The 6,434-nt window shown below is 41.6% G+C and carries 5 protein-coding genes; 2 read left to right on the plus strand and 3 right to left on the minus strand.

Annotated elements, in window-relative coordinates; all coding sequences use genetic code 11:
- Nucleotides 1-2,448 (minus strand): bifunctional aspartate kinase/homoserine dehydrogenase I, encoded by a 2,448-nt coding sequence (gene thrA / locus DK415_RS05390; RefSeq protein ID WP_109432766.1) that lies wholly within the window; start codon nt 2,446-2,448, stop codon nt 1-3.
- Between the two features lie 310 nt (nt 2,449-2,758).
- Here thrA and DK415_RS05395 point away from each other — a divergent pair, with 310 nt between their 5' ends.
- Nucleotides 2,759-3,445: a YggS family pyridoxal phosphate-dependent enzyme gene (locus tag DK415_RS05395; protein ID WP_109432767.1), complete on the plus strand. Its 687-nt coding sequence runs from the start codon at nt 2,759-2,761 to the stop codon at nt 3,443-3,445.
- A 100-nt stretch (nt 3,446-3,545) separates the two neighbouring features.
- Here DK415_RS05395 and bamC read toward each other — a convergent pair whose 3' ends face one another.
- Both bamC and dapA read right to left on the minus strand, forming a co-directional pair.
- Nucleotides 3,546-4,550: an outer membrane protein assembly factor BamC gene (gene bamC, locus DK415_RS05400; RefSeq protein WP_109432768.1), complete on the minus strand. Its 1,005-nt coding sequence runs from the start codon at nt 4,548-4,550 to the stop codon at nt 3,546-3,548.
- A 99-nt stretch (nt 4,551-4,649) separates the two neighbouring features.
- On the minus strand, nt 4,650-5,543 hold the full coding sequence (dapA, locus tag DK415_RS05405; RefSeq protein WP_109432769.1) for a 4-hydroxy-tetrahydrodipicolinate synthase: 894 nt from the start codon (nt 5,541-5,543) through the stop codon (nt 4,650-4,652).
- A 153-nt stretch (nt 5,544-5,696) separates the two neighbouring features.
- Here dapA and bcp point away from each other — a divergent pair, with 153 nt between their 5' ends.
- Entirely contained in the window at nt 5,697-6,164 is a 468-nt protein-coding gene (gene bcp, locus DK415_RS05410) for a thioredoxin-dependent thiol peroxidase (RefSeq protein WP_109432770.1), read from the plus strand.
- Nucleotides 6,165-6,434 lie beyond the last annotated feature (270 nt).

The raw sequence follows: 6,434 nt of genomic DNA on the forward strand, positions 1-6,434 counted from the left end.
TTAATGCTTTAAGGTTCTTAAAATATCGGCAAAAATGCCGGCAGCAGTGACAGCATTGCCCGCACCGTAACCGCGTAATAATAGCGGAATCGGCTGGTAATAACGAGTGTAAAATGCCAGCGCATTCTCACCGTTTTTCACCTTGTATAGCGGATCATCTTTGCCTACGGCAACAATAGACACTTTGCATTTGCCGTTTTCAATTTGTCCAACATAACGTAAAACTTTTTCTTCCACTTCGGCTTTTTCGACACGTGCAGCAAATTCAGTATCCAATTGCGGCAACATCGCCATAAATTCTTCAGTAGATTTGCCCTCGGCAAAACCTTTTGGAAGAACGCCTTCGACTTCGACATCTGACAATTCCAGTTCTAAGCCGCTTTCTCGAGCAAGAATTAACAATTTGCGGGCAACGTCCTGACCGGATAAGTCATCACGCGGATCCGGTTCGGTGAAGCCTTTTTCGCGGGCAAGTGCGGTCGCTTGGGAAAGGCTTAAATCTTCTTCCAATTTGCCGAAAATAAAAGAAAGAGAACCGGATAAAATCCCGTCAAAACGTTCCACTTCATCGCCGGCGGCTAATAAGTTTTGTAAGTTTTCAATGACTGGTAAGCCTGCACCGACGTTGGTTTCGTATAAGAATTTACGTTGGTTTTTATGGGCCAGTTCACGCAGTTTGTGGTAGTAAGTTAAGTCACGGGTATTGGCTTTTTTATTTGGGGTTACCACATGGAAACCTTCTGCCAATGCACGTTCATACAAACTCGCTAAGGATTCAGCCGATGTACAATCTACAAATACCGGGTTCACAACGTGATGTAATTTAATGAAAGATAACAACACGTCAAAATCCGATGGCTGTGTGGCATTTTCCAAATCGGTTTGCCAATGGTCTAAGCTTAAACCGTTTTCATTCAGCAACATTTTATTGGAGTTGGCTAATGCACAGACACGGATTTCAATGTCCTTCTTTGCTAAATACTCTTTTTGCTGTTTGATTTGCTCGATTAATTCGCCGCCGACACCGCCGACGCCAACGAGAAATACTTCCACGATTTTTTTATTATTAAATAACGCTTGGTGGGTCGCTTTTACGGCTTCAATGGCTTTATTTTGTGGTACCACAGCGGAGATGGAACGCTCGGAAGAGCCTTGCGCAATGGCATTAATACTGATATTTGCTTGGGCTAAGGCAGAGAAGAACCGTGCGGCAATGCCTTTGGCTTTTCGCATACCGTCTCCAACCACAGAAATAATGGAAAGATCTTTAATCACATCAATTTTATCTAATTGGTGTGCCGCTAATTCTTGCGCAAATTCGTTTTCTAATACTTTCAATGCCACATCCACCGATTTAATCGGTACACAGAAACTGATGCTGTATTCGGAAGAGGATTGCGTAATTAAGATCACTGACACATTGGCTTGTGACATCGCAGAAAAGACACGCGCCGCCATACCAACCATGCCTTGCATGCCCGGGCCGGAGATGTTGAACATAGCAACATTATCTAAATTAGTGATGCCTTTAACTTGCAACTCTTCGGATTTGATATTGCCGGCAATAATGGAACCCGGCGCGGTTGGGTTGCCGGTGTTTTTAATTAAGCATGGAATGTTCGGACGCACCAACGGACCAATCGTGCGTGGGTGAATCACTTTAGCACCAAAATAAGACAGCTCCATGGCTTCGCGATAAGACAGGCTTGGCAATAAACGCGCATCCGGCACTAAACGTGGGTCACAGGTATAAACGCCGTCAACGTCTGTCCAAATTTCGCAGACGCTGGCACCTAAACAGGCGGCTAAACAAGCGGCGGAGTAGTCAGAACCATTACGGCCCAATAAAACCAATTCGCCTTTACTATTACAAGCTGTAAAGCCTGCCATTAACACTACACAATCTTTTTCAATAGCTTTGGCATTCACACGTTTGGTGGATTCTTCAATATCTACGGAGGATTCTAAATAACTGCCTTGCGCTAATAATTGTTTCACCGGATCGATCACATGTACGCGATAACCGTTGGCTTCAAACCAGGCTTTCATCATCGCAATAGAGAGTTTTTCACCTCGGCAATCAATGGTGGCTTTTACCGCATCTTCTACTTTACCAGCTTGACGAATTTGGTCTAATAAAGAAGCAATTTGTTGGAATTCTTGATCGATAAGTTGTTTGGTGCCGGCAAGATCAAACTTATTGTTTTTGGCATGTAAGCCGTTAATGATGGTATAGAAAATATCTAATGCTTCGTTGAAATGGGAATCGGTAGGTTGGTTTAAACTGGCTTTTTCAGAAAGGGCGACAAGGTGATTGGTGATTTTAGCCGGTGCGGATAAAACACCTGCGGCTTGTTCTTCCAAATGAGCTTTTTCGATAAGCCCAGCCGCTCGTAAAAAACGTTCCGGGTTGGCTAATGATGTGCCGCCAAATTTTAATACGCGCATGATATTCTCCTGAGTATGATCTTTAAAATAGTTGCATAAAAAAACCCGCTTTATAGAGGAAGCGGGTTCATTAATCTTATTCTTAACGCACTAGCCCGCCCCATTAATCATCGTAATGGTAATCATGGTGGTTGACATAATAATAGTGCGGTTAAGTTGAGGCATAATTTATTTTACATGGTGAAAAATCGGATATAGAAATACCGAAATTTCATATCCTTGTCAAACGGAAATCGGAGAATTTTGCATTATTTTCTAACTTTTTTAGTTGGTGTAAAATAAATCACCATTTTTATTACAAGGACGCCTTATGATTGCGCAAAATCTTGCACATATTCGGGAACAAATTACACAATGCGAATGCCATTCTGAGACTCAAAGTGCGGTCAAATTACTTGCCGTTTCTAAAACCAAACCGATTGAAGATATTTTAACCGCGTACGAAGCGGGTCAAAGGGTATTTGGCGAAAACTATGTGCAAGAGGGCGTTGAAAAAATTCAATTTTGCCAACAACATCAGATTGAATTGGAATGGCATTTTATTGGACCATTACAATCTAACAAAACCCGCTTGGTGGCGGAATATTTTGACTGGATGCAAACCCTTGAGCGTGCAAAAATCGCTGACCGTTTAAATGAACAACGCCCACCGCACAAGGCACCATTAAATGTGTTAATTCAAGTTAATATCAGCAATGAAGCCAGTAAATCCGGCGTACAACCCGATGATATTTTGCCTTTAGCAAAACACGTGGAAAATCTACCGCACTTACGTTTACGCGGTTTAATGGTGATTCCTGAACCTACCGATGATGTGGTGCAACAGGAACAAACGTTTCGTCAAATGCGAACCTTGTTTGAAACCTTGCAACAGGCGCTGCCTCATGCCCAAATTGATACTTTATCCATGGGTATGACCGATGATATGCAAAGCGCCATTAAATGCGGTTCTACGATGGTGCGTGTAGGTACCGCGATTTTCGGGAAGCGAGTGTAATTTGCATAAAAGTGCGGTCGTTTTTGGCCGCGTTTTTTATTTTAAAGGAAAGCAAAACGCCACATTCAATTGAACGTGGCGTTTTGTATGGGGTAGTTAATTATTTTGCTAAGACGTTTTGTAACGCTTGATAAATAATCTGCGCTTGTTTTCCGGAAAGTGCGGTTTTCTTTTCATCTGAAATAACCACCGCACTTTGTTTGCCGGCAGCGGCAAGTTGCATTTGGTAATCCCCTTTTTCTAATTCAGGAAGTTGTGTACCGATTCGCAACCATTCTTCCTGAGATAACGGTTTATAAGCCAATTCCCGAATGCCTCGTGCGCCTTGTTCTTCGCCGATTTCAAATCCTAAAGTTGGTAATGCAGAAGCCAAGCGGTGCCATGCTTTTTCAAACGGTGCATTTAAAACCAAAGCGATACGACCATTAGAATCCGTTGCAATGGCGGATTGAATTGGTGAGGATTGTACCCCTCTTAATTCTTGCTGTTGTTTTTGATATGTGCTGTTAAGCTCTCCAACGAATTGATTTAATCGGTCAGATGCATAACGTTGTTTATCCGCAAGGTTTGGCGTGAAAACCGTGTCATCGCGTTTCATTTGCAGCACAGAAACCGTTAATGCATTGGCTTGTCGGGCATTCACTTCTTCAATTTGATAGCGTATTTGGGTATTTTTTAAGTCATCCACGCGCCCGGTCTCTGTCCAATCAGTCACTAATTTCTTACCTTCTAAGTGATAACCGATCTCTTGTTCTTTCAGTAAACGTTCAATTTGTTTTAGGTTATACACCTGTTTTTTATTGGATTCATAAACAATTAATGCGCGTTCACCATCAAATTGGGTGATAGAACCGTTGATAATGGCTAATGGAATTGATGGAGGACGAATATCCACGTTTTCTGTTTTCGCAATTTTGACTTGAGGTAATTGATATTCCGCGCTTTGTGTCGGTAAATTGACACCGCCACTTGCGAGTGGAGCGAAAAATGGCAATTCGGGATTTGATTTTTGGTAGTTATCGCCCGCTTGTTGTTTACTTTCATTGCTGGCAGAACAGGCACTTAATAGGGCAACCATTGCTGCAGTTAGTAACCATTTTTTCATAACATATCCTTTTGGCGTGTAATCAAGAGTGAGAAAGTCTGCTTTCGACAGAAGAGAAAGGGAAAAGTTCGGGATCTACGTAGAGATCCCGATGTGACATTAAAGTAGTCCGGCAAGTTTTAGGGCTTCTAATACAGACGGTTGTGCTTTTTCACTGAGTACTGTAAGAGGCAAACGAAGAGTCGGCTCTTGAATAAGTCCGAGCTTATAGCAGGCCCATTTCACGGGGATTGGGTTGGATTCGATAAAGAGATTTTTGTGTAACGGCATTAAACGTTGGTTAATTTTTTCGGCCTCTTCAAATTTACCTTCACGAGCTAAATGGCACATTTTCGCCATCTCTACAGGCGCAATGTTATTTGTGACCGAAATCACGCCTTCCGCACCCAGTTTCATTGCCTCTAAACTGGTTGCATCATCGCCACTTAATACAATGAAATCATCGCCGGCAAGTTGTTTGATTTTTTGCACTCGGGAAACATCACCGGTGGCTTCTTTAATACCCACGATATTTTTGATTTTAGCTAAACGACCAACCGTTTCCGGTTGTAAATCGCTTCCGGTACGCCCCGGTACATTATACAAAATTTGCGGAATATCGGTGCATTCTGCAATGGCTTTAAAGTGTTGATACATGCCTTCTTGAGTAGGTTTGTTGTAATAAGGGACAACGGATAAACAACCGGAAATACCACTATTATTTAATAATTTTGTCATGGTAATGGCTTCGCTGGTGGCATTGGCGCCGGTACCGGCAATAACCGGGATTCTGCCGGCGGCAAACTCAACGGTCTTTAAGATGGCTTTTACATTTTCATCAATGCTGAGGGTGGCGGATTCACCGGTTGTCCCAACAGAAACAATCGCATCCGTGCCGGCATTAATGTGAAATTCAACCAGCTTTTTCAAATTTTCAAAATCTACTTCGCCATGGCTATCCATTGGTGTCACTAATGCAACTATGCTTCCCTGAAATAAAGGATGATTTGACATAAAAGCCTCCATTTTTTGTTATTGGATTCCGGTTTAAATAAGAAATTACATTGCCGGAAAAAAGAGTTGTGTTTGCTTGCTAATGGTTATTTAAGATCGCTAAAATACCCTGAATTTGCAAGAAATTTTTTATTTTTTTAAGAGGATTTTTAAATGAATACATTAAAAGTTGGCGAAAACGCACCGCACTTTTCTTTACTGAATCAAAATGGCGAATTAGTTTCTTTGGAACAGTTTAAAGGTAAAAAAGTGTTGGTTTATTTTTACCCAAAAGCGTTAACCCCTGGCTGCACGACACAAGCCTGCGGTTTACGGGATAGCAAATCGGAATTGGAAAACTTAGGCGTGGTGATTTTAGGAATTAGCCCGGATAGCCCGAAAAAATTAGCGCAGTTTATCGAAAAGAAAGCGCTGAATTTCACGTTGTTATCAGACGAAGATCATCAAGTCGCCCAGCAATTTGACGTGTGGGGGGAAAAGAAATTTATGGGACGCACTTTTGATGGTATTCACCGAATCAGTTTTCTTATTGATGAAAACGGTAAAATTGCGCAAGTTTTTGATAAATTTAAAACAACAGAACATCATCGGGTGGTGTTGGATTACTTGAGAAAATTATAGTTATCTTATTGAGATAAAATATAAAAGTGCGGTGCGTTTTTCAAAACTTCGGTATTATGTAGCAGTTGCACAAAGATTTAACCGATTAAAAACCTTAAGATCCCTATTGAAATTTTAACTCAATAGGGATTTTATTATGGCACAAAAGTTGCTGAAACACGAGTTAGTGGAACGCCTATTAAAGCTAAAAGAGAAGCAAGATGAGCTGACGGTGCAAATGCAGTGTTTGTCACAAGAGATTAACGCATTAGCTCAACCTTATATGCCGAA

This window comes from Aggregatibacter segnis (genome assembly GCF_003130075.1).
GTDB classification, from domain to species: Bacteria; Pseudomonadota; Gammaproteobacteria; order Enterobacterales; family Pasteurellaceae; genus Aggregatibacter; species Aggregatibacter segnis_A.